Genomic DNA, 21,322 nt, shown 5'->3' with positions numbered 1-21,322 from the left:
TAGGTTTCTTGAATTTAGTTTGTTTTACTTTTCTATATACTTCCATATCACAGAATCTCGAATACTCACGCTATAACGCCGTTTTAAGGGGCGAAAAACGCAAACTTCATGCAAAATTGCCACCTTAAACACCATAAATTCATTTAACAAAAATTGCCGAGCGTTTTTTCGTCCACCTTCAAGACCTTGTTAGCCCTAGCTTCGCACTGTCGCGGCTTGCCGCCAACGCCCTCTAGAACCGAACCACAGCACTCGACGTTGAAATTACTTCTATTTTCAGCAACCAAGAAACAACAGCTTGGCTGTGAATTCAAATTGGGCAATGAAGGTTTGGACACTGGACACAAACAACGGATATTTCGGTGCGCGTAATGTGAAAAAGAACCGAACTCACTGACGATGTTTGATGAACAAACTCGATAACAACCACCGGCTATAGAAAGCAGATTTGGCTATCCAAACCTCGAACTAAGTACATTAAGTAAGAACAGGTGGCTAACGCCCAATTAAGGGGTGAACAACGCTACCACCCAACCTAAAAGATTGTGCCATAAACACTAAATTTGATGTAGAAGCAAAAATGCCAAGCGTTGTGAATCCCTCTTAAATTGCTTGTTATGTTTATTTTGCCAACCAAGCACTAATTGCAGCAAGCGAGACCAAAATAACCCTTTCAATAACAAGTATCAGTTCTGCTCTATTGTTGTCTTTGTACCTGAAATCTTTTAACTGTAGCCAACGCCTAAAAAGGTATGGCGATAATAACCCAGTAGAGGCATGACTCGAGGCCAAAGCATATTTTTTGAAAACCTTTAGATGCTTATTAATCAACCTAGGCGATATGTCTACAGGTTGTTTATATCTAGCAATGACAATATTCTTTTCGTGAACATTGTATGTAGTGGTCAACTCATTCCGGACAGTAAATTAGGCCGATTTTCAGCTTTTGCAGGTGGAAGACCACCGTTATAACTATGCGGTCTCTTCCAGTTGTAATAGCTCATCAGGTAATGGCTGATATCTTTGGATGCCTCAGCGAAAGATGCATAGCCTGTTGCTGGTATCCATTCAGATTTTAGACTTCTAAATAGCCTTTCCATCGGAGCGTTGTCCCAACAGTTGCCACGGCGACTCATGCTTTGTGTCATCCGATACCGCCACAGGTGTTGTCGAAACTGGCGGCTGCCGTATTGAGACCCCTGATCCGAATGGAACATCACGCCACTTGGTTTTCCTCGTTGCTCATACGCCATCGACAACGCTTTTGTAACCAATGCCGCATCAGGACTGTCAGACATGGCCCAACCGACAACCCGTCTGCGATACAGGTCAATGACAACGGCAAGATAGCACCAACGTTGACCCGCCCATATATAGGTAATATCACCGCACCAGACTTGATCTGGGGCTGCGACACTGAACTGACGATCAAGCTGATTGGGAATATCAAGCCGTTCAATCGAGGCTTGCTTATAGTTATGTGAGCCGGGTTGCTTACTGATGAGTTGTGCCTCTTTCATCAATCGGCGAACCTTGAATCGGCCAATCTTATGTCCGAGATCAGTCATCATGTCGACCAGAGTGCGACTACCCGCAGAGCTTCTGCTCAGCGTAAACAGTCGGTTGATCTCGCTACGAAGATGCAAACGTTCAGCATCAATATCATGGCGCCGTTGGCAATGCTCATAGTAAGTCGACGTAGCAATATCTAACACAGCACAAACCAATTCTACCGGTTCTTGCTCTCTCAATTGGTCTATCAGCGCGTACGTTCGAGTTCGTCCGACATCAAGAGAGCAGTAGCCTTTTTTAGAATGGATTTTTCTCGTTCAAGTCGATGGATCCTTGCCTCTAACTCTTGGATTTTCTGCTGCTCTGGCGTTAAGGCTTTGGAAACTGGCGTACTACCTCCGCGCTCTTGTTCAAGTTGTGTGACCCAGCGTCTGAGTCCCGTTTCACCGACGTTTAATGAGCGGCTAGCCTCAGCAATTGAATACCCTTGGTCAAGTACCAAACAGGCTGCTTCCAGTTTAAATTCAGCGGAGAATGAACGACGTTGTCTTGTCATGGAACACCTCTTTCTTTAGTGGTGACTTTACCACCTTAAATGGTGTCCGGGATCATTAAACCACTACAGTAGATCTCTGAGGTGTACGGAGAAAGCACTACTAAAACATCTCCAATTGAGCCTTGAGTGTAATAAAGTTGCGCATTTCGTTCACTACATATCGCCAAAGGTTCCTTATTTTCATTTGGAATTTTAGCTATACCTAGACTTCTACTACCGAATTTTACGTATGTTGCATTATGGAACTGACTACTTAATAAGTTTGAATTTCTGTATTTTTTTCGTTGTTTCAATTGAGTCAGGTACACGTCACCAAAAGCAGCTAGAGACTCTTTCTGAAAGGTCTTAAACTCTTTTTCTATCCTTACATCTAAATCAGGCCACATACATCTCCGTATATATGCACGATCATCTAGTTTTGTAAGCTTTCGAGCAAATTTGTCCTTTTTCATCATACTCCTTGTAAACATAACGCCGTTTTAAGGGGCGAAAAACGCAAACTTCATGCAAAATTGCCACCTTAAACACCATAAATTCATTTAACAAAAATTGCCGAGCGTTTTTTCGTCCACCTTCAAGACCTTGTTAGCCCTAGCTTCGCACTGTCGCGGCTTGCCGCCAACGCCCTCTAGAACCGAACCACAGCACTCGACGTTGAAATTACTTCTATTTTCAGCAACCAAGAAACAACAGCTTGGCTGTGAATTCAAATTGGGCAATGAAGGTTTGGACACTGGACACAAACAACGGATATTTCGGTGCGCGTAATGTGAAAAAGAACCGAACTCACTGACGATGTTTGATGAACAAACTCGATAACAACCACCGGCTATAGAAAGCAGATTTGGCTATCCAAACCTCGAACTAAGTACATTAAGTAAGAACAGGTGGCTAACGTCGTTTTAAGCGGCGTAAAACATTCACTTCACGCAAGAAAGCCACCGTAAACGCCATAAATTGATATAACAAAATTTGCGGAGATGTTTTGCGTCCGCCTTGAAAACCTTTGTTATAAAGCTGCCAACCAATCTGTTTGAATAGCCACACCTCGCTACTCGCCTTTGCAAGCAGCCCTTGGGATGCTTGGTCTTTTCTGGCCATTAATGGCTTGTTTGCAACACTTTCGATGGTGAGCGGCGATCCAAAACCAAACCGCTTTTTTGTTGAGAAAACCACCGTGATTTGTGGTTCAAATTTGCTGCTTACATGTAAGTAAAATTACAGCGTATAACGCCGTTTTAAGGGGCGAAAAACGCTAACTGCATGCAAAAATGCCACCTTAAACGCCATAAGTTAATTTAACAAAAAATTGCCGAGCGTTGTTCGTCCACCTTTAAGACCTTGTTAGCCCCAAATTCGCGCTTTCGCGGCTTGCCGCCAACTCCCTCTAGAACCAAACTACAGCACTCAATTTCGAAAGTACTTCTCGTTTAAATAACCAAGAAACAACAGCTTGGCTGTGAATTCAAATTGGGCAGTGAAGGTTTAGACAATGGACACAAACAACGGATGTTTCGGTGCGCGTAATATAAAAAACAACCGAACTCACTGGCGCTGTTTGATGAGAAAACTCGATAACAACCTGCGGCTATAGAAAGCAGATTTGGCTATCCAAACCTCGAACTAAGTACATTAAGTAAGAACAGGTGGCTAACGTTGCAATAACGGGCGCTTATCAAACCGCCCAAACTGCTTTAATCCTTTGTATTCACAACACTTTGAAAAGCTGCCGCATTGACAAAGCGTCCCTGTTTATAGCCTTGTTAGATGATGGCGACTTCCCTTGCCGACAAGCCGCACCTGGATAGAAATATTGCGAACAGCCTGCTCGATGTTTTGATTTTACACTGGCAATTGATGGCTTGTTTGCATGACTTTTGAGCCAAACGGCGACCCGCCAAAGAAACCCAATTTTCATGAACAAACAGAAGCGGTTTTAACTTCAATTTACTGGCTAACGTGTACGTTTAATTACCAGCATATAACGTCGTAATAATGGGCGCTTATCAAACCACCCAAACAACTTAAACCTTGTATTCACAATACGTTAAAAAACTGCCGCACCGACAAAGCGTCCGATTGATTACATTGTTAGGTCAATTAGTTAATCTGAACGTGATTTCCACCGCACTACTATCCGTTTCTTTCTCTTTCACAGACTTTATGCAAGTGAAATCACTGTCGGTATGATGCATAAAATCAATGGGTTATGTAGATTAAACTATTTCGATTACGTCACATTTCGGTTAGTAGTTATAAGGATATAGAGGGATGTGATTCTCAATAGGGTAATACATGACTGAATCAACCAACAACAAGACTAAACGAAAGCTGATTAATCACATCAAAACTATCCAGCCAACCCATCAGGTCGCTATCTTCTTCAACAACTTTGATGAGGCCATTGAGTTCAATGTTTTAATGCAGAAGATTAAAAAACCTGTCAGTGCTGCATTTGAACAAATAACCATGATTTGGGTGTTGAGATTAAAGTTTCAGCGAAGATACGGAACTGTCGGTTACATTCAAATTCTAACGAATGCTGAACTTGATTTGAAATTGCTTAACAAGGTACTCGATAGATACACAGTCGAGAAACAAGTTAGAACAGTGCAACGTGAATTTGATTACAATAAATACATTGATACGGTGAACAAACAGAAACTAACTAATTTAAGCAACTATTTAGGCTCACAGAGAAGCCCAAGACGATTTGCTATAACCAACAAGCCAAAATCCAATAAAGACGCTGAGATTTGATTACAGCGCCTTTTGAATGATATTTATGCGTTGATTACAAATATCACTTTATCTTCAAAGAAACCCAGTAACTTTGTGAAACCAAGTTTTAATGCAAGGTCTTTAGGCGTGTCTCGGAACTCTTCGCTGTTACAGTTTAGTTCCAGATGTGAAACCGCCCCCATCAACAATTCATAAGCAAGATTGTCAGATATCCGCTCTGGGCCATGAGCAAGCTCCAATGAATCAATGCCATTCAAAGCTGCCAATTCAAAATCATCACTCTGACCATCAAGAGTGTATTCAACTTTAAACATCAGTTACTCCTTTCCGTGAAGTAACCTAACGCCAAATTAAGCTGCTACCAACGCACAATGCCATTTTCAGCAATGCACCGTAATCACAAAACTCATTGAAACTGATGAAGCCACGCGTTGGTAGTCAGGCTTGAATTTTTTGTTAGGTATTACTATTTCGCATTGACTTGCTTGGCAAAGAATCACTAGATTACCGCATTGTGATGAATGAAACCCAAACCTTTTACTCAATTTAATAGCCAAATGCGAGTAACTTAAAACAAGCAACTTATTCATTCGATTGAGAAAACCAAAGCGCCTTTGAGCCAGAGAAATTCTCAACCGACCAACACGAAAACTCAATGAAGCAACCCACGAACATTGACATGGGAAAGAATTAAAGAAACTTGATAACTTGGACAGACCAAACTGATTTGCTGAAATCCGTAAACAAATGGCGAGAGAAATCCCCAAATCTTTTCCCCAATAATTACGCTTTTCTCTTCGTAAACCTAACGCCCAATTAAGTAGCTGACAACGCTACCAATACACTCAAATTTACCACCTAAATCACTGAAGCTAAACCGAGTTGAAAATGCCAAGCGTTGACAGTCTGCTTAAATTGCTTGTTAGGCGATTTTTACAGCGCCTACTTTCGCCCAACTTCGTGCTTTTCACTACGAGGTAGTTCAGCATCTAAGTCGTCCCAATTAGCCTTTGAAGTAACAAAGTTATGAGAAATAGGTCGTTCCGATATATCGGAATCCAAGATGCCTAGACGAAGGCGAAACCTTTTCGGAGATTGAGAGTTGGAACTATAGATTGGACTTCCGCAAGTTTTACAAAAGTACTTACGTTTACCCTCACTGCTTTCATAAAAAGTAAGAGTATTATCGTTATCAATTAACTTTAAATCTTCAGCGTCAATGAAACCATTGGTGGCATAGGCACTTCCGCTAGCCTTACGACACAAGGAACAATGGCAATGAATAATATCGGTAACTCCACCACTCAATGACAGTTGGATAGAGCCACACAAACAGCTTCCTTTATACATTTGCACTCCCTAGCTAAAACTTTACCTATTCGCCTAACGTCGCGATAACAGGCGCATATCAAATCGCCCAATATCGCTTAAACCATTGTATTCACGATGTTTTGAAAAACACCGAACCGAAATTGCGTCCTGTTGATAGCCTTGTTAGCGCAAGATTCGATTGTTCGCGGCTTGCCGCCAACCACCCTTTTGAACAAAAAGAATGACTTAAACACAAACCAAATGACTTGAGTGAACCACCAAGAAAAAGCCCTTTGATTTGAATTCTTCACTTCAACCGATAAAACAAACACTGTAACCAACAGACAATTTGAAATCTAAAGTCAGACCCATTTAAACCACCTGCTATGAAAAGCAGGTTTAGCTACCAAACTTCGTACCAAGTACATCAAGAAAGAACAGGCAGCTAACGTTCGAATAACGGGCGTTTACTAGCCCAAACTTATTGAAATGCCTAAATCACAGCGTTTCTTTGAAAAAATGCGCCACGAGTAAACGTCCCTCGTTCATTCGCTTGTTAGCATGAAGCCGATCACGTCAAAGTTGGATTCTCGCCAGTATGTCACCGCAGTCGTCTTTACCATACTCAACAAATCCTAAACTATCGTATAGACTCTTTGCAGCAGTGTTTTTTGCGCAATAGACGATATGAATAGCTCTAGGGTTTTTCTCTTTTATTTCATCTAAGAGCAAGTTCATTAGTGATCGTCCATAGCCTTTACCTTGATACGACTTATCTATCATTATCCTAGGTATATAATATTCATTAGGTTTTTGCTCTTTCATCCACACTGCATTGACCCACTCCGTATACATTGCGAATCCAACCACTTCACCTTCTACCACTGCTGCCCTAGGTCGATAGTCTGGGTTTACCGCCGATTCCGCCATTGAAAATGCGTTCGTTGAAACGAATTTTTGTTGTTGTTCACTTAAGCTTAACTTGATGACTTTATATATATTTTGTTTCGTGATTTGTTCTAGTTTCATATTGGGTAGATGGTTTCCTTTTTTGAATGCTAACGTCGCGATAACAGGCGCATATCAAACCGCCCAACACCGCTTAAACCATTGTATTCACGATGTTTTTAAAAACACCGAACCGAAATTGCGTCCTGTTGATAGCCTTGTTAGCGCAAGATTCGATTGTGCGCGGCTTGCCGCCAACCACCCTTTTGAACAAGAAGAATGACTTAAACACAAACCAAATGACTTGAGTGAAGCACCAAGAAAAAGCCCTTTGATTTGAATTCTGCACTTCAACCGATAAAACAAACACTTTAACCAGCAGACGATTTGAAATTTAGAGTCAGACCCATTTAAACCAACTGCTATGAAAAGCCGGTTTAGCTACCAAACTTCATACCAAGTACATCAAGAAAGAACAGGCAGCTAACTTCGTTTTAAGGGGCGAAAAACGCTAGTTTCATGCTAAAAAGCCACCTTAAACGCCATAATTTGATTTAACAAAAATTGCGGGTGCGTTTTTCGTCCACCTTGAAGACATTGTTATGTAATGACGACGTACTTTGCCGACTAGCCCAACCTCGACAAGCACCCTTGCAAACAGCCTGCTCAATGTTCAATTTGGGCTGACAACCGAAGGCTTGTTTGCGTGACTTCATGGCCAACAGGCGATCCGACAAAGAACCCCAAAAATGCTAACCAAGCAAAGACCGTTTTCGCTTCAAATGACTGACTAACGTGTACGTTCAAATACCAGTACATAACGTCGTTTTAAGGGGCGAAAAACATTAGCTTCACGCAAGAAAGCCACCGTAAACGCCATAAATTGATATAACAAAATTTGCGGGAATGTTTTGCGTCCGCCTTGAAAACCTTTGTTATAAAGCTGCCACCCAATCTGTTTGAATAGCCACACCTCGCTACTCGCCTTTGCAAGCAGCCCTTGGGATGCTTGGTCTTTTCTGGCCATTGATGGCTTGTTTGCAACACTTTCAATGGTGAGCGGCGATCCAACAGCGAACCGCTTTTATGTTGAGAAAACCGCCGTGGTTTGGCGCTCAAAGTCGCTGCTTACATGTAAGCAAAATTACAGCGTATAACGTTAGCATAACGGGCGTTTACTAGCCCAAACTGATTGAAACAGTTAAATCACCGCTTTTGATAAAATGCGCCACGAGTAAACGTCCCGTTCATGCTCTTGTTATGGCGGGCGAAATTATCTTTTTGCCACAATACGCATTTCTACCAAGGCATTTTCTGGAATGAACTCAGATACTCCTATAGCAGACCACGCTGGATATGGAGCTTTCACATACTCGTCTTTGACTTTTGAAAACACCTCAATGTGCGCCTTTAAGTCAATGTGGAATGTGGTCATTTCAAGAATGTCATCGTAAGTTAGCCCTGCGGCATCGAGATATACACCTAGTTTATAAAACGCATCGTGGAACTGCTCTTGGGGATCAATGCTGATTGGTTTATCTTTTCTAGCAGCAGTAACGCCGGATAGATAAACCGTTCCATCTGCTTCAATTGCCGGTGAAAAGTGCCAATCGTCGTAGTAGTGTTTGAATTGCTCAGGGACAATAGACTTCTTCATATTACCTCTTAGCCATAACGTCGCGATAACAGGCGCATATCAAACCGTCCAAAACCGCTTAAACCATCGTATTCACGATGTTTTGAAAAACACCGAACCGAAATTGCGTCCTGTTGATAGCCTTGTTAGCGCAAGATTCGATTGTTCGCGGCTTGCCGCCATCCCCCCTTGTTGAACAAGAAGAATGACTTAAACCCAAGCCAAATAGCTTGAGTGAACAACCAAGAAAAAGCCCTTTGACTTAAATTCTGCGCTTCAACCGATAAAACAAACACTTTAACCAACAACCGATTAAAAATCTAAAGCCAGACCCATTTAAACCACCTGCTATGAAAAGCCGGTTTAGCTACCAAACTTCATACCAAGTACATCAAGAAAGAACAGGCGGCTAACGCCCGCTTAAGGGGCAGCCAACGCTACTACTAACTTTCTGCATAACACCGTAACCACAAAAACCAACGCATAGTAAAAATGCCACGCGTTGGCTGTCCCTCTTGAAGCGTTTGTTAAAACTCAACACCACTGGACATTTCTGACATTAGGCTAATTATCCGTCTATACATTAAAGGGAAAACTATTGTCTTTATCGTAGCTTGAATCGTACCATCATAATCAATATGTCGTTCACTATCTTCTTTAAAGCTATATGATGATTGTATTACTCGAGGAGTTAACAAGCCTAAATTCTTAAATTTTTCCAATCCCGAACAAAACTCAAAATCAAGGTTTCCAATATTTAAATCAATTTCATTTGAATCACCGAATGTTGTATCAGACTCTTGGTGTTCTAGTACATAAATTAACTCATCTCTTTCTACATATGCCGTGTGGGTTAAATAACCTTTCTTTTTTTCTGCACGAGATAATTCGAGCCAACTTTCTATAACACTTGTAACGTTTATGATTTCGACATCACTTAACGATTCAGCTACAGCAAAATACAATTCTTCAAATTCATCAGAAAGTCGCTTCTCTAAACAAATCTCCGCCGTTAACAAACCAATGATTCTTGGTCCTATAATCTTGGATTTTGATAAACTAACACTTCGATAAGCATCAAATACCACTTCACTTCCTATTTCAGTGGAAATGATAGAATCTATTTCTTGTGCTATTTCAATTTGATTGTCACCTAATAATCTACATTCAATAATTTTTGCTTGAAATGCTTCAAAAAACTTCTCTGCTCGCTGCTTAGTCCATCTTTCTATAACATTTGAAGCAAATGACTTAGCTAGTGAGCTTGCTATAGATGTTCCTGATTTAAGTATTAATTCCACTGAATTCTACCTTTGAGTTTTAACGTCGCGATAACAGGCGCATATCAAACCGCCCAATACCGCTTAAACCATTGTATTCACGATGTTTTGAAAAACACCGAACCGAAATTGCGTCCTGTTGATAGCCTTGTTAGCGCAAGATTCGATTGTGCGCGGCTTGCCGCCAACCACCCTTTTAAACAAGAAGAATGACTTTAACACAAGCAAATGACTTGAGCGAACCACCAAGAAAAAGCCCTTTGATTTAAATTCTGCGCTTCAACCGATAAAACATACACTTTAACCAACAGACGATTTGAAATCTAAAGTCAAACCCATTTAAACCACCTGCTATGAAAAGCAGGTTTAGCTACCAAACTTCGTATTAAGTACATCAAGAAAGAACAGGCAGCTAACGTCGCGATAACAGGCGCATATCAAATCGCCCAATACCACTTAAACCATTGTATTCACGATGTTTTGAAAAACACCGAACCGAAATTGCGTCCTGTTGATAGCCTTGTTAGCGCAAGATTCGATTGTGCGCGGCTTGCCGCCAACCACCCTTTTGAACAAGAAGAATGACTTAAACACAAACCAAATGACTTGAGCGAACCACCAAGAAAAAGCCCTTTGATTTGAATTCTTCACTTCAACCGATAAAACAAACACTTTAACCAAGAAGCGATTTGAAATGTAAAGTCAGACCCATTTAAACCACCTGCTATGAAAAGCAGGTTTAGCCACCAAACTTCATACCAAGTACATCAAGAAAGAACAGGCGGCTAACGTCGCGATAACAGGCGCATATCAAACCGCCAAATACCGCTTAAACCATTGTATTCACGATATTTTGAAAAACACCGAACCGAAATTGCGTCCTGTTGATAGCCTTGTTAGCGCAAGATTCGATTGTGCGCGGCTTGCCGCCAACCACCCTTTTGAACAAGAAGAATGGCTCAAACACAAACCAAATGACTTGAATGAACCACCAAGAAAAAGCCCTTTGATTTGAATTCTGCGCTTCAACCGATAAAACAAACACTTTAACCAGCAGACGATTTGAAATTTAGAGTCAGACCCTTTTAAACCACCTGCTATGAAAAGCAGGTTTAGCTACCAAACTTCTTACTAAGTACATCAAGAAAGAACAGGCGGCTAACGTCGTTTTAAGGGGCGAAAAACATTAGCTTCATGCAAAAAAGCCACCGTAAATGCCATAAATTGATTTAACAAAATTTGCGGGAATGTTTTGCGTCCGCCTTGAAAACCTTTGTTATAAAGCTGCCACCCAATCTGTTTGAATAGCCGAACCTCGCTACTCGCCTTTGCAAGCAGCCCTTGGGATGCTTGGTCTTTTCTCGCCATTGATGGCTTGTTTGCAACACTTTCAATGGTGAGCGGCGATCCAAAACCAAACCGCTTTTTTGTTGAGAAAACCACTGTGGTTTGGCGCTCAAAGTCGCTGCTTACGTGTAAGTGAAATTACAGCGTATAACGTCGTTTTAAGGGGCGAAAAACGCTAGTTTCATGCTAAAAAGCCACCTTAAACACCATAAATTGATTTAACAGAAATTGCGGGTGCGTTTTTCGTCCACCTTGAAGACATTGTTATGTAATGACGACGTACTTTGCCGACTAGCCTAACCTCGACCAGAACCATTGCAAACAGCCTGCGCAATGTTCAATTTTGTCTGGTAACCGAAGGCTTGTTTGCAACACTTTCAATGGTGAGCGGCGATCCAACAGCGAACCGCTTTTATGTTGAGAAAACCGCCGTGGTTTGGCGCTCAAAGTCGCTGCTTACATGTAAGTAAAATTACAGCGTATAACGTCGCGATAACAGGCGCATATCAAACCGCCAAATGTCACTTAAACCATTGTATTCACGATGCTTTGAAAAACACCGAACCGAAATTGCGTCCTGTTGATAGCCTTGTTAGCGCAAGATTCGATTTTGCGCGGCTTGCCGCCAACCACCCTTTTGAACAAGAAGAATGGCTTAAACACAAACCAAATGACTTGAATGAACCACCAAGAAAAAGCCCTTTGATTTGAATTCTGCGCTTCAACCGATAAAACAAACACTTTAACCAACAGACGATTTGAAATCTAAAGTCAGACCCATTTAAACCACCTGCTATGAAAAGCAGGTTTAGCTACCAAACTTCGTACTAAGTACATCAAGAAAGAACAGGCAGCTAACATTTTAATAGACATCAAAGTGGTGCATTTAAACACCCCGATGTGTCCCATAATAACGGACGCCCACTTTCTCTTAGTGAGCAACATATTGTTTTCAAATATCTTATCGTTCACATCTCATAATTGCCAAGTGAAATCACCCCAAAACGGTGTGGGTGAATATTATGCACCAACATTGGCTAAACTGGATGCATTCACAGTATCCAAAAGGCAGCTAACCAACAATGACATCGCCATTTCTTCAAATGATCAGCGAGAAAATGTACGTTCAACGCTATGCGAAGCGGACCATACAAGCGTACCTTCATTGGATCTCAACTTACATCAGGTTTCATCAAATGCGTCACCCTTCAACAATGGGCGATAAAGAAGTCGAGGAATTCCTCAATGATCTGGTGAACAAAAAAGATGTCGCGGCAAACACACAAGCGTTGGCGTTAAATGCGTTGGTCTTTCTTTACAAAGAAATCCTTGATAGCCCGCTGTCACTGAAGCTGAATTTCGTATCAAGCCAAAAAAAGCAAAAGCTTCCTGAAGTGCTCACACACAGCGAAATACAACGCTTTTTAGATTGCTGCCCGCCCAAGCACCACCTCGCCTGCTCACTGATGTATGGTAGCGGGTTACGCCTAATGGAATCAGTGCGTCTGCGCGTAAAAGATGTCGATTTTGATTTTCGCTGCATCAAAGTTATCGATGGTAAAGGCGGCAAGAACCGCGTCGTTACACTCGCGCCCGAGCTATTCAATGCCCTTCGTGCCCAAATTCAACACGTCGATTACGTACTAAGTATTGATAATAGAAATCCGAGTTTCTCTGGTGTTTGGATGCCCCATCGACTCAGGGAAAAATACCAAACTCAATCTCGATCACTGCCGTGGCAATATCTGTTTCCTTCGCAAAAACTCAGTGAAGACCCAGAAAGCGGCCTTGTGCGTCGCCATCATATTGACGAAAAGCAAATTCAACGCGCCGTGAGATCAACCACCAAATTGGCTGACATCAAAAAACATGTCTCGCCACACACGTTAAGGCATTCATTCGCGACACACTTGCTGCAATCAGGGGCAGATATTCGTACTGTCCAAGCCCAACTAGGCCACTCGGATGTTCGAACCACACAAATCTATACGCATATCCTACAAAATGGTGCGCAAGGTGTGACTAGCCCACTTTCTCGAATATTGCCTCACAGTTAACCACGCTACCGCCCCTAAAGAGCGCTTCAGTACTGGGCATTTAAATTGAAGATTAATGTTATCGCCATGTGAGTCAAAATGGAGGGCAGGAAAGTGTTTTTTGCAGGTCACGTCTAAAAGAAAAGACACTTCGAATGGCCCTGTTTTGTGGGTCTTTTATCCCAGCAAATAAAAACCGCAGCACTGGGCTGCGGCTTTAACACTATAAATTGATGGTATTAGCCATCCATTTCAGCAATTTTTACTTTCCACGTGTCTGGACCAATTTGGTGCGCGTTGTCACCGCGTGAATCAACCGCTACGGTCACTGGCATGTCTTCCACGTCAAACTCGTAAATGGCTTCCATACCCAAATCTTCAAACGCCACCACGCGCGCCTTCTTAATGGCTTTTGCCACCAAATAAGCCGCACCACCGACAGCCATCAAATACACCGCTTTGTGCTGTTTAATAGATTCGACCGTCGCAGGGCCACGCTCGGCTTTGCCGATCATGCCCATTAGACCAGTGTCACCTAACATCATCTCGGTGAACTTATCCATGCGCGTTGACGTTGTTGGGCCTGCAGGGCCTACCGCTTCGTCACCGACAGCATCAACAGGGCCGACGTAATAAATAAAGCGACCGTTGAAATCTACCCCATCTGGCAGGCCTTCACCGTTGTTCAACATCTCTTGAATACGTTTATGCGCCGCATCACGACCGGTTAAGATCTTGCCAGACAGAAGCACGGTTTCGCCGGTTTTCCACTCTTGGATGTCATCTTTAGTGATATTGTCTAGGTTCACACGACGCACATTTTCGCCTACTTCCCACGTCACTTCTGGCCACTCTTCCAACTTTGGCGGCACCAATTCCGCAGGGCCTGAGCCATCAAGCGTGAAATGCACGTGGCGCGTTGCCGCACAGTTCGGGATCAAACAAACTGGCTTAGAGGCAGCATGCGTTGGCGCGGTTTTGATCTTTACATCAACCACAGTGGTCAAGCCACCAAGGCCCTGTGCGCCGATCCCAAGCTTGTTTACTCGGTTGAAAATATCTAAACGTAGCTCCTCTTCGGCATTTTGCGGGCCACGGTCGATAAGCTCTTGAATATCAATGTGTTCCATCAACGATTCTTTTGCCAGTACCGCCGCTTTCTCAGCGGTACCGCCAATACCTATGCCCAGCATACCCGGTGGACACCAGCCTGCACCCATGGTTGGCAAGGTCTTCTCAACCCACGCCGCCACATCGTCAGAAGGGTTTAGCATCACCATTTTCGTTTTGTTTTCTGAACCGCCGCCTTTGGCTGCAATTTGAATTTCTACCGTGTTGCCCGGCACCATGTTGATGTGCACAACCGCTGGCGTGTTGTCTTTGGTGTTCACGCGTTTGCCCGCAGGGTCTGCAACCACAGACGCACGCAATGGGTTATCCGGGTTGTTGTAAGCACGGCGTACGCCTTCATCGACCATTTGCTGCACGGTCATGTCGCCTTCCCACTGAACATTCATACCAATGTTCACAAAACACGTCACGATCCCTGTGTCCTGACAAATAGGACGCTTACCCTCTGCAGACATGCGCGAGTTAATAAGAATTTGCGCGATGGCGTCTTTAGCTGCTTGGCTTTGCTCTTTGTTGTAGGCCTTTTCAAGGGCTTGAACAAAATCAATTGGGTGATAGTAAGAAATGTACTGCAGGGCGTCAGCGACACTGTCGATAACGTCTTCCTTACGAATGACGGTCATAGTTGCCTCTTTAATTGTTATGATTCCTTGGCGCTGTTTGCTTGCTTATTGCTGCGTACTAAACAGTGCTTCCAGTAGAGCGTTCGTATTATCAAAGCGTAGGCTGCTTTTCGTTCAGCAACCTGCTTGTATCCATTAAAATCAATCACGCTTAACTTGGGCTTCATGCCCAAAAATATACATATGTACTGCTTTCCACATGGCGCTTAATGCTCAATCGGTCTGTTGGCGACGTGAGTATAAACCCCGCGAATATGATACTCTTACGACTCAATCAGCGCCAATTGACGCATCAATGCCGATCACAAAAACACGAAAATGACTGAATCCAGACGAACGCCTATTGCTTTGCAGTTTCTTGAGTACTCACCGACAGCGCTCACGTCACTCTTTTCTCGAATCGAACACTTACCGTGGTCCATGCTGTTGCAGTCTGCCGCGCAGTCACATCCCGACAATCGATTTGATATACTGGTCGCCGACCCCATTGCTACCCTCTGTAGTGAAAATGGAATTAACCAAATTCGCTATCGTGACGGGCGTACCTCAGCCAGTGAAACCGACCCCTTTGAAGAACTCCATGCGTTACAAGCATCTCTGCTCCCCACGTTGGCGCCCATCGCACCATGGCCGTTTTTAGGCGGAGCATTGGGTTACTTTAGTTATGATTTAGGTCGTCAGATCGAAACGCTTCCTACAGTTGCAACTCGTGATATTGATATTCCCGATTTGGCGATCGGCATTTATGACTGGGCAATCATTGCTGACCACCAAGAAAAGAAGATCGTTGTCATACAGCCCGAAGGTGAACAACGCCTGACATGGCTCTACCAACAACAGGCGCCCAATACACCACCTTTTGAACTAGACGGTGAGTGGGAAGCGAACATGACGCCTCAAACTTACGCTGGCAAGTTCGATCGCGTTCAGGCATATCTGCAATCGGGCGATTGCTACCAGATAAATTTAGCGCAACGCTTTGAAGCGCCCTACCACGGCAGTGAGTGGGACGCCTACCAACGTCTTGCACAGATCAATGGCGCCCCGTTTTCTGGGTTTATCCGCATGGAAGACTGCGCCATTTTGTCTGTGTCGCCTGAACGCTTCCTGCAACTGCATGGTCAGAACATTGAAACCAAGCCGATCAAAGGCACACGCCCGCGCAGTGACAACTCGGAAATTGACGCCGAAAACATTCAATGCCTACTGAATGCAGAGAAAGATCGCGCGGAAAACCTGATGATCGTTGACCTGCTTCGCAATGATATTGGCCGCGTCGCCTCGCCAGGTTCAGTAAATGTGCCTAAACTTTTTGATATTGAGACATTTCCAGCCGTTCACCACATGGTCAGTACCGTAACAGGAAGGCTCTCGACAGATAAAAATGCCACAGATTTGCTCAGGGCCTGTTTTCCCGGCGGTTCTATCACAGGTGCGCCTAAAGTGCGTGCGATGGAAATCATTGAAGAATTGGAACCGCATCGTCGTAGTATTTATTGTGGGAGTATCGGCTACATCAGCCGTTGCGGTACGATGGATACCAGCATCACCATTCGAACATTGGTCTGCCACAAACAACACATCTATTCATGGGCAGGCGGTGGCGTTGTTGCAGACAGTGAAGCCGCGTCGGAATACCAAGAAACATTAGACAAGCTAAGCAAAATATTACCGACGCTCGCTTCGTAAATACTTGGAAAGGGACACATGGACAAAGCAGTAAGGACGCGTAACACAAACATCTTGAGTCACTCTGCCGTTTTGGAGTCACGCACTCGCCAAAACCCCATGCGTCCTTTTTCTCGCCACTGGCTCGTTCAGCGCTTTAGTTTAAGCCCTGGTTGTCACTATGACGATCGCGTGATAAAGCGCGCTACCGATGCCATGAAACGCCAAGCCAAAACTAAATTGCGTCCTGCCGCTGTCATGATTGCTTTGGCAGAAAGAAACGGAGAGTTGCATGTACTGCTCACCAAGCGCGCAACACATTTAAAGCATCACCCTGGGCAAATTAGCTTCCCAGGTGGAAAAGTCGAAAATTTTGATAGCGACATCGTCGAAACAGCGATTCGAGAAATGGAAGAAGAGATCGGCGTCAGCACGGATCGCAATGACCTTCTCGGCTGTCTTGCGCCGTTGCCAACAGTCAGCGGCTATCTTGTCACTCCGGTTATCGCGTTTGTGGACCCAAACTACGATGCAATCATCGATATCAACGAAGTCGACACGCTCTTTGAAGTGCCACTCGCTCAATTTATGAGACGGAATGCGATTCGCAAACAACCCTTCCTCGTTCGTGGCAACAGCTACGATATCTATGCCATGAGCTATCAAGAACACCTCATCTGGGGGGTTACCGCTCAAATCCTACATGCACTCAGCAAGCAACTTTCTCTAAACTAATTTTTATCAAATAAACTTTTTTTTAGAGTATTAAACAGTCTTTTTAAACCATAAAAAATGTAAACGGGTCGAGATCAATAAAATTCGTTGCACGAATTATTATTGCCACAAAAAGTGATCCTCATCACTTTATGAACTGCAAAAATGTAAATAATAAGCGCCAGTTTCAGATCCGTTTCGTATTTTTTTGGTGATTAAATGATGCAAACTCAATCCACCGTAACTTCCAGCGCAGACAAAATGAAGTGGTCAGCGCAAGACACAACTTGGATGCTATCTCTGTTCGGAACAGCTGTAGGTGCAGGTATCCTATTTCTTCCAATCAATGCAGGCTTAAACGGATTCTGGCCGCTGGTTGCACTCGCGATTCTGGTAGGTCCAATGACTTATCTGGCTCACCGTGGTTTGGCACGTTTTGTACTGTCTTCTAAAAAACCAGGTAGCGACATCACTGAAGTGGTTGAAGAACACTTCGGGGCGACAGCGGGTAAACTTATCACTCTCCTTTACTTTTTTGCGATTTACCCAATCGTTCTGATTTACGGCGTTGGTATTACCAACACGGTTGACTCTTTCATGGTTAACCAGCTAGGCATGGAATCCATTCCACGTGTCGTGCTTTCTATCGTTCTTATCCTTGGCATGATGTCTGTCATGTTGGCAGGTGAGAAACTAATGTTGAAAGTCACTCAGTTCTTGGTTTACCCACTAGTGACTATTCTACTGTTCATGTCTGTTTACCTTATTCCTGATTGGAACATGTCTGCACTGCAGCAAGTGCCTTCAGCGGGTGACTTCATGACGACTATCTGGATTTCTATTCCTGTATTGGTCTTCGCGTTTAACCACAGCCCAGCGATTTCAGCTTTCTCTATGGCGCAAACACGTAACTACGGTGATGACGCAGAGCGTAAAGCAAAACAAATTCTGGTTCGCACGTCAGGCATGCTGCTTGGCTTCGTGATGCTATTCGTGTTCTCTTGTGTACTTAGCCTAACGCCTGCTGACCTTGCAGAAGCTAAAGCGCAAAACCTCGCGGTTCTGTCTTACCTAGCGAACAAGCACGACAGCCCATTCATTTCTTACTTGGGTCCAATCGTTGCATTCGTTGCTATCGTGTCTTCTTTCTTCGGTCACTACATGGGTGCTCGTGAAGGTCTGAACGGTCTTATCATCAAGCAACTGCGTTCACGTAACAAGACCGTGAACTTGAAGAAAATCGACATGTTCACCGTGGCATTCGTTATCATCACTAGCTGGATTGTCGCGACCGTCAACCCAAGTATTCTAGGCATGATCGAGTCACTGGGTGGCCCAATCATCGCAACGATTCTGTTCATCATGCCGATGTACGCAATCAAGAAAGTACCCGCCATGCAGAAGTTCGGTGGCAAGGCGAGCAACATCTTCGTGACCTTCATGGGTCTAGTAGCGATTTCAGCGATTATGTACAGTTTCGTATCGTAATAAATCGTGTAGAATGCGCGAATTGAAAGAGCAGGATGCTTCTCATGCATCTTGCTCTTTTTCCGTTTCTTTCCTGAGCCACGGATACATTGTCGGCTCAGCAGAATGTCACCTCCATGGATGGATAGACGAAAAACTAAATCCAAATGTTCGCAATCAGTAAAAGCGGACATTGACTGAGGTATGACTAATGATCAGCGTTTTTGACATCTTCAAAATCGGTGTAGGCCCTTCAAGCTCTCACACTGTCGGCCCAATGAAAGCCGGTAAATCTTTCATCGACGATTTGCGCAGCATTGAAAAACTTCGCGATACAACCAAAATTACCGTTGATGTCTATGGTTCACTTTCTCTTACAGGTAAAGGCCACCACACCGATGTTGCAATCATCATGGGTTTGGCGGGCAACACACCTGAGCATGTAGATATCGACAGCATCCCTGGCTTTATCGCTCGCGTTGAAGAAACCGAACGTTTACCTGTTGGCATGCATTGCCACACCGTGGATTTCCCGCGCGAAGGCGGCATGAACTTCCACCGCACTAATTTGCCAATGCACGAAAACGGCATGCAAATTCATGCGTGGAACGGCGAAGAGAAAATCTACACCAAAACGTATTACTCAATCGGCGGTGGTTTCATCGTTGATGAAGAGAACTTCGGTAAAGAAGACGAAAACAAAATCAAAGTTCCTTACGATTTCAACAGCGCAGAAGAGCTGCTGAACCATTGTAAAGAAACAGGTCTATCGATCAGTGCGGTTGTCATGGCTAATATGCGTGCCATGCATTCTGAAGAAGAAATCCAAACCTATTTCGGCAACATTTGGCGCACTATGCGTGAATGTCTAGATCGCGGCATGAGCAACGAAGGCGTATTGCCGGGCCCTCTACGTGTACCTCGTCGTGCTGCAGCACTGCGCCAGCAGCTTATCTCATCTGAGAAGTTTTCAAACGATCCAATGGCAGTGGTTGACTGGGTAAACATGTTTGCGTTTGCGGTTAACGAAGAAAACGCAGCCGGCGGCCGTGTCGTCACTGCACCAACAAACGGCGCCTGCGGTATCATTCCTGCGGTTTTGGCGTACTACGACAAGTTCATCCAAAACGTTGGCCCACGTGAATACATCCGTTACTTTGCGGTAACTGGCGCGATTGGCGGCCTTTACAAGCAAAACGCGTCTATTTCAGGTGCAGAAGTTGGCTGTCAGGGTGAAGTGGGTGTTGCCTGTTCTATGGCTGCTGCAGGTCTGGCTGAACTGATGGGCGGTAGCGCACAACAAGTGTGTATCGCGGCTGAAATCGGCATGGAACACAACCTTGGCCTAACGTGCGACCCAGTTGCTGGTCAGGTACAGGTTCCTTGTATCGAACGTAACGGCATTGCGGCAATGAAAGCGATCAACTCAACGCGTATGGCACTTCGCCGTTCGTCTGAGCCGCGCGTTTCATTGGACAAGGTTATCGAAACCATGCTGGAAACCGGTAAAGACATGAACGCGAAATACCGCGAAACGTCTCAAGGCGGTCTAGCCATTAAAGTGATTTGCTAACGCGCTCAGAGCTGCCAACGCGTGCATCGCTAGGCAGACTGAAACAAGAAAACCGCCAATTTGGCGGTTTTCTTTTATTAATGGTCAACGTTTCATGTCTTTCGCTTTATATGCCCGAGTGACCTCGATATACAGAATCACCCGCATGTTGAAGTTACTCGGCTATAAATCGACTCTCATGCAATCGCGAGCAGCCCCTCTTCTCTAACGACATGTTTCTCAGCCGCATCAATCGCTCGGTATAAACGCATTTTTGTTGCACTTAACCCCAGCCCTAACACATTGCTGATTTCTTCCAACGACAAGTCATGCTCAAACCGCAGTACAAGAATTTCCTGCGCCGTTTTCGCTAACGATTTCACTGTCTGTGAAATGCCATCTTCTGTTGTCACCGGACACTTTTCTTCGCTACCCGCTTCTTCTTGTGTCTCGTCAGAGACAAAGCGCTGTGCATGAGTAGCGCGTTTTTTTAAATAGCTTCTGCACTGGTTGTCTGCAATTGCATATAGCCAGCTTCTGAATGCTGCTTCGCCGCGATAGGCATGGATGTAGCGGTAACTCCGCACTAAGGTTTCCTGCAATACGTCATCCGCATCATAAGGACACCCCAACCAAGCCATGCATCGACGATGTAATGGTGACAAATAGCAAGCGACCAGTTGGTCAAAGTAGTTGCGGGCTAAGGGATGCCCCGCCTGAATCTTGGCTATTTGTTCACGCTCACTGTTCACACAGGTTGAATCCACTGAATGCATGTTAATACCCTCCTGGTATTCGG

18 protein-coding genes are annotated in these 21,322 nt (G+C 44.2%); 6 read left to right on the top strand and 12 right to left on the bottom strand.

Annotation, left to right across the window (positions count from 1 at the left end; all coding sequences use genetic code 11):
• Positions 1-905: 905 nt before the first annotated feature.
• The 3 genes from AB8599_RS06435 to AB8599_RS06425 all read right to left on the bottom strand — a co-directional run bounded on the left by AB8599_RS06435 (position 906) and on the right by AB8599_RS06425 (position 3,169).
• Positions 906-2,068 (bottom strand): IS3 family transposase gene (locus AB8599_RS06435; protein ID WP_407332108.1). Its coding sequence is split into 2 segments (ribosomal slippage): positions 906-1,813 and positions 1,813-2,068, totalling 1,164 coding nucleotides; the frame shifts between segments, so codons are not numbered across the junction.
• Between the two features lie 35 nt (positions 2,069-2,103).
• Positions 2,104-2,520 carry a hypothetical protein gene (locus AB8599_RS06430; RefSeq protein WP_407332921.1) on the bottom strand — a complete coding sequence of 139 codons (417 nt, stop codon included), beginning with the start codon at positions 2,518-2,520 and terminating at the stop codon, positions 2,104-2,106.
• 439 nt (positions 2,521-2,959) lie between these two features.
• The gene (locus AB8599_RS06425) at positions 2,960-3,169 is read right to left on the bottom strand and encodes a hypothetical protein (RefSeq protein WP_407332920.1); all 210 of its coding nucleotides are present in this window, start codon (positions 3,167-3,169) and stop codon (positions 2,960-2,962) included.
• Positions 3,170-4,363: 1,194 nt separating this feature from the next.
• Between AB8599_RS06425 and AB8599_RS06420 the strand changes: the two genes are divergently transcribed.
• Positions 4,364-4,828 (top strand): hypothetical protein, encoded by a 465-nt coding sequence (locus tag AB8599_RS06420; protein WP_407332919.1) that lies wholly within the window; start codon positions 4,364-4,366, stop codon positions 4,826-4,828.
• Positions 4,829-4,851: 23 nt separating this feature from the next.
• Here AB8599_RS06420 and AB8599_RS06415 read toward each other — a convergent pair whose 3' ends face one another.
• The 7 genes from AB8599_RS06415 to AB8599_RS06385 form a co-directional block, all read right to left on the bottom strand.
• Entirely contained in the window at positions 4,852-5,124 is a 273-nt protein-coding gene (locus tag AB8599_RS06415; protein WP_407332917.1) for a hypothetical protein, read from the bottom strand.
• A gap of 628 nt (positions 5,125-5,752) precedes the next feature.
• Positions 5,753-6,160, bottom strand: coding sequence for a GFA family protein (locus AB8599_RS06410; protein ID WP_113797140.1), 408 nt, complete (start codon positions 6,158-6,160; stop codon positions 5,753-5,755).
• Positions 6,161-6,697: 537 nt separating this feature from the next.
• Entirely contained in the window at positions 6,698-7,150 is a 453-nt protein-coding gene (locus AB8599_RS06405; protein WP_407332916.1) for a GNAT family N-acetyltransferase, read from the bottom strand.
• A gap of 709 nt (positions 7,151-7,859) precedes the next feature.
• Positions 7,860-8,096, bottom strand: a complete 237-nt coding sequence (locus AB8599_RS06400; protein WP_407332915.1) for a hypothetical protein — start codon at positions 8,094-8,096, stop codon at positions 7,860-7,862.
• 246 nt (positions 8,097-8,342) lie between these two features.
• Positions 8,343-8,726, bottom strand: a complete 384-nt coding sequence (locus tag AB8599_RS06395; protein WP_407332914.1) for a RidA family protein — start codon at positions 8,724-8,726, stop codon at positions 8,343-8,345.
• A 506-nt stretch (positions 8,727-9,232) separates the two neighbouring features.
• Complete coding sequence (locus tag AB8599_RS06390; RefSeq protein ID WP_407332913.1) at positions 9,233-10,006, bottom strand: hypothetical protein; 774 nt, start codon at positions 10,004-10,006, stop codon at positions 9,233-9,235.
• A gap of 1,137 nt (positions 10,007-11,143) precedes the next feature.
• Positions 11,144-11,353: a hypothetical protein gene (locus AB8599_RS06385; RefSeq protein ID WP_407332912.1), complete on the bottom strand. Its 210-nt coding sequence runs from the start codon at positions 11,351-11,353 to the stop codon at positions 11,144-11,146.
• A 1,061-nt stretch (positions 11,354-12,414) separates the two neighbouring features.
• Here AB8599_RS06385 and AB8599_RS06380 point away from each other — a divergent pair.
• Positions 12,415-13,389, top strand: a complete 975-nt coding sequence (locus AB8599_RS06380; protein WP_407332911.1) for an integron integrase — start codon at positions 12,415-12,417, stop codon at positions 13,387-13,389.
• 218 nt (positions 13,390-13,607) lie between these two features.
• Here AB8599_RS06380 and AB8599_RS06375 read toward each other — a convergent pair whose 3' ends face one another.
• The gene (locus AB8599_RS06375) at positions 13,608-15,122 is read right to left on the bottom strand and encodes a fumarate hydratase (RefSeq protein WP_407332910.1); all 1,515 of its coding nucleotides are present in this window, start codon (positions 15,120-15,122) and stop codon (positions 13,608-13,610) included.
• Between the two features lie 318 nt (positions 15,123-15,440).
• Between AB8599_RS06375 and pabB the strand changes: the two genes are divergently transcribed.
• The 4 genes from pabB to AB8599_RS06355 all read left to right on the top strand — a co-directional run bounded on the left by pabB (position 15,441) and on the right by AB8599_RS06355 (position 20,544).
• The gene (gene pabB / locus AB8599_RS06370; protein ID WP_407332909.1) at positions 15,441-16,811 is read left to right on the top strand and encodes an aminodeoxychorismate synthase component I; all 1,371 of its coding nucleotides are present in this window, start codon (positions 15,441-15,443) and stop codon (positions 16,809-16,811) included.
• A gap of 18 nt (positions 16,812-16,829) precedes the next feature.
• Complete coding sequence (locus AB8599_RS06365; RefSeq protein WP_407332908.1) at positions 16,830-17,525, top strand: CoA pyrophosphatase; 696 nt, start codon at positions 16,830-16,832, stop codon at positions 17,523-17,525.
• A 201-nt stretch (positions 17,526-17,726) separates the two neighbouring features.
• Entirely contained in the window at positions 17,727-18,992 is a 1,266-nt protein-coding gene (locus AB8599_RS06360) for a serine/threonine transporter (RefSeq protein WP_407333187.1), read from the top strand.
• Between the two features lie 190 nt (positions 18,993-19,182).
• On the top strand, positions 19,183-20,544 hold the full coding sequence (locus AB8599_RS06355) for an L-serine ammonia-lyase (RefSeq protein ID WP_407332907.1): 1,362 nt from the start codon (positions 19,183-19,185) through the stop codon (positions 20,542-20,544).
• 176 nt (positions 20,545-20,720) lie between these two features.
• On the opposite strand, the gene AB8599_RS06350 is transcribed toward AB8599_RS06355, so the two are convergent.
• Positions 20,721-21,299, bottom strand: a complete 579-nt coding sequence (locus AB8599_RS06350; RefSeq protein WP_407332906.1) for an RNA polymerase sigma factor — start codon at positions 21,297-21,299, stop codon at positions 20,721-20,723.
• Between the last annotated feature and the right edge of the window lie 23 nt (positions 21,300-21,322).

The sequence above is a fragment of the Enterovibrio litoreus genome (assembly GCF_045679545.1).
Taxonomy (GTDB): Bacteria; Pseudomonadota; Gammaproteobacteria; order Enterobacterales; family Vibrionaceae; genus Enterovibrio.
The sequence above is the reverse complement of the archived record's forward strand: the minus strand, read 5'-3'. Positions and strand labels throughout refer to the sequence as shown.

What these genes read in the sequence shown, in the direction of transcription:
- AB8599_RS06430 (WP_407332921.1), bottom strand. Translation starts at nt 2,520, where the DNA reads ATGAAAAAGGACAAATTTGCTCGAAAGCTTACAAAACTAGATGATCGT.
- AB8599_RS06425 (WP_407332920.1), bottom strand. Translation starts at nt 3,169, where the DNA reads ATGGCCAGAAAAGACCAAGCATCCCAAGGGCTGCTTGCAAAGGCGAGT.
- AB8599_RS06420 (WP_407332919.1), top strand. Translation starts at nt 4,364, where the DNA reads ATGACTGAATCAACCAACAACAAGACTAAACGAAAGCTGATTAATCAC.
- AB8599_RS06415 (WP_407332917.1), bottom strand. Translation starts at nt 5,124, where the DNA reads ATGTTTAAAGTTGAATACACTCTTGATGGTCAGAGTGATGATTTTGAA.
- AB8599_RS06410 (WP_113797140.1), bottom strand. Translation starts at nt 6,160, where the DNA reads ATGTATAAAGGAAGCTGTTTGTGTGGCTCTATCCAACTGTCATTGAGT.
- AB8599_RS06405 (WP_407332916.1), bottom strand. Translation starts at nt 7,150, where the DNA reads ATGAAACTAGAACAAATCACGAAACAAAATATATATAAAGTCATCAAG.
- AB8599_RS06400 (WP_407332915.1), bottom strand. Translation starts at nt 8,096, where the DNA reads ATGGCCAGAAAAGACCAAGCATCCCAAGGGCTGCTTGCAAAGGCGAGT.
- AB8599_RS06395 (WP_407332914.1), bottom strand. Translation starts at nt 8,726, where the DNA reads ATGAAGAAGTCTATTGTCCCTGAGCAATTCAAACACTACTACGACGAT.
- AB8599_RS06385 (WP_407332912.1), bottom strand. Translation starts at nt 11,353, where the DNA reads ATGGCGAGAAAAGACCAAGCATCCCAAGGGCTGCTTGCAAAGGCGAGT.
- AB8599_RS06380 (WP_407332911.1), top strand. Translation starts at nt 12,415, where the DNA reads ATGACATCGCCATTTCTTCAAATGATCAGCGAGAAAATGTACGTTCAA.
- AB8599_RS06375 (WP_407332910.1), bottom strand. Translation starts at nt 15,122, where the DNA reads ATGACCGTCATTCGTAAGGAAGACGTTATCGACAGTGTCGCTGACGCC.
- pabB (WP_407332909.1), top strand. Translation starts at nt 15,441, where the DNA reads ATGACTGAATCCAGACGAACGCCTATTGCTTTGCAGTTTCTTGAGTAC.
- AB8599_RS06365 (WP_407332908.1), top strand. Translation starts at nt 16,830, where the DNA reads ATGGACAAAGCAGTAAGGACGCGTAACACAAACATCTTGAGTCACTCT.
- AB8599_RS06360 (WP_407333187.1), top strand. Translation starts at nt 17,727, where the DNA reads ATGCAAACTCAATCCACCGTAACTTCCAGCGCAGACAAAATGAAGTGG.
- AB8599_RS06355 (WP_407332907.1), top strand. Translation starts at nt 19,183, where the DNA reads ATGATCAGCGTTTTTGACATCTTCAAAATCGGTGTAGGCCCTTCAAGC.
- AB8599_RS06350 (WP_407332906.1), bottom strand. Translation starts at nt 21,299, where the DNA reads ATGCATTCAGTGGATTCAACCTGTGTGAACAGTGAGCGTGAACAAATA.